The sequence below is a fragment of the Actinosynnema sp. NPDC023658 genome, from assembly GCF_040639995.1.
GTDB lineage: Bacteria > Actinomycetota > Actinomycetes > Mycobacteriales > Pseudonocardiaceae > Actinosynnema.
The window spans coordinates 1-2145 of sequence record NZ_JBFAAX010000924.1 but is presented as its reverse complement, the minus strand read 5'-3'; the positions used below and the strand labels follow the sequence as shown (position 1 = coordinate 2145).

Annotated in this window: 2 protein-coding genes and 1 pseudogene; 2 read left to right on the top strand and 1 reads right to left on the bottom strand. The window is 71.0% G+C overall.

Annotation, left to right across the window (positions count from 1 at the left end):
• Nucleotides 1–803: pseudogene (locus tag AB0G02_RS36485) on the bottom strand (beta-xylosidase); the annotation flags it as partial.
• 389 nt (nucleotides 804–1192) lie between these two features.
• Here AB0G02_RS36485 and AB0G02_RS36480 point away from each other — a divergent pair.
• Together AB0G02_RS36480 and AB0G02_RS36475 are read left to right on the top strand one after the other, a co-directional pair.
• Nucleotides 1193–1909 (top strand): ThuA domain-containing protein, encoded by a 717-nt coding sequence (locus tag AB0G02_RS36480; protein ID WP_360803932.1) that lies wholly within the window; start codon nucleotides 1193–1195, stop codon nucleotides 1907–1909.
• Nucleotides 1879–2145, top strand: a 267-nt coding sequence (locus tag AB0G02_RS36475; RefSeq protein WP_360803929.1) for a Gfo/Idh/MocA family oxidoreductase, incomplete at its 3' end; no start/stop codon positions are given. The genes AB0G02_RS36480 and AB0G02_RS36475, both read left to right, overlap by 31 nt.

The following is a 2145-nucleotide window of genomic DNA, read 5'->3' as shown; positions in this document are numbered from 1 at the left end:
CCGTCGCCGGGGTTCTGCTCGTTCGACGCGCCGTACTCGTTGATCTGGTACGGCCGCGCGTGCGGGATGCCGCGCGCGTCGAGGGTGCTGTTGGCGGTCGCCACGTTCGCGACCGGGTCACCCGGCAGGGAGTGCCAGCTGACGATGTCGGGCACGACGTTGTTGGCCTTCACGAAGTCCAGGTACTGCGTCCACCAGCCGGACGTGGACGGGACGCCCGCGAAGCTCGGGCCGACGATCGGAGTACCGGGCAACGCGGACCGGATGCGCTGGTACGTGCGCCGCCACAGCTCGAAGTACTGCGACTGCGGGCGGTTCCAGAACAGGGTGATGTTGGGCTCGTTCCAGATGTCCCACTGCACCGGCGCCCCGGTCGCGCGCACGTCGTTGATCAGTCGCGTGAGGAAGTTGTCGTAGTCGGTCCAGTTCCCGTTGTCACCGGGGAACCTGGAGATCGGGTAGCCGTCGGCGCCCCACAGGTCGTGGGCGAGCAGGACGAACTCGCCGCCCAGCGACCGGGTGCGCAGCAACTGGGCGCGGGTGGCGTTCCAGCGGCGGTCGTACTTCCCGGACACCCAGCCGCCGGGGCTGTCGAGCTGGGCGCCGCCGGCGCGCATGTACCGGAACTTGACGTCGCGGTAGAAGTTGTCCGCCGGGGCGGACCCGTCCTCCGTCATGCCGTAGATCCAGCCCGACGCGCGGTAGGTCGGGGTGCCGCCGGTCGCGGAGAAGTCGACCGAGATGGACTCGTCCGCCGCGTACGCCGACCCGGAGAGGGCGTTGACGAAGGCGACGACGGACACGGCAGCGGTGAGAAACGCGATGGCTCTTCCAGGGCGGACGCGCCGCCTCCTGGTTGTGGGGTTCACGCCTGGCTCCTCTTGCGGGGAAGGGGATTGCGGTGCGAGCCGCGGGCTTGCACGGGGATGCCGGAGCAGCGCGGCGCAGTCCGGCACGCGGACCGTGCGCCAGGCGCGACGAGGACAGCTCGCCGTTGCACCGTGATGCCTCCGAACGGATCGGACAACGTTGGTCGAACCGGTTCGATCAGCGAGTCAGCGTATGCGGTAAGCTGGAGGGCGAGCAATGGTTCCGCTCGTCGAATTGATTCGACTCCCCCGCTCACGAGCAGTCGTCGTGAGGAGCGGGAGGGCAGCGGGTGCCGCACGCCGTCGACGAGCAGGTCCGGAGGGTGAGCTTGGTGCAGCCGAAAGCGCTGGTGGTCCGCGGTGGGTGGGAAGGTCACCAGCCGGTCGAGGCCACCGACTCGTTCCTCCCGTTCCTGGAGCACCACGGCTACTCCGTGCGGGTCGAGGGTTCGACCGAGGTGTACGCCGACGCCGCCGAGATGGCCGCCACGGACCTCGTCGTGCAGTGCGTGACGATGTCGGAGATCACCGGCGAGCAGGTGGCCGGGCTGCGCGCGGCGGTCGAGGCGGGCACCGGGTTCACCGGGTGGCACGGTGGCATCGCGGACTCGTTCCGCGCGTCGTCGGACTACCTGCACCTGGTGGGCGGCCAGTTCGCCACGCACCCGGGCAAGGAGCCGTGCGAGCGGCAAGGCGGGCCGGAGGACAACTTCCTGCCGCACACCGTGAACCTCACCGAGCTCGGCCGGGAGCACCCGGTCACCGCGGGCATCGAGGACTTCGAGCTGGTCACCGAGCAGTACTGGGTGCTGCACGACGATCTGATCGACGTGCTGGCCACCACGACCCACCCGCCGCAGGCGTGGCACCCGTGGCACCGACCGGTCACCTGCCCGGCGGTCTGGACCCGCCACTGGGGCGCGGGGCGGATCGTCGTGACGACCCCGGGGCACAGCCTGGACGTGCTGGAGCACCCCGCCGTCCGCACCGTCATCGAGAGGGGCATGCTGTGGGCGACCCGCACCGCGTCGGCATCGTAGGTCTCGGGGTCATCTCCCGCGCGTACCTCGACACGCTCGCGGACCACCCCGCGGTGCGCGTCACCGCGGTGGCCGACCTCGACGCCTCCCGGTCCGCCGCGGTCGCCGCCGAGCTCCCCGACGCCGCCGCGATGGACGTCGAGCGCCTGCTCGACGGGCCGGACGTCGACACCGTGCTGAACCTGACCACCCCCGCGGCGCACGCCGGGATCGCACTGCGCGCGATCGACGCGGGC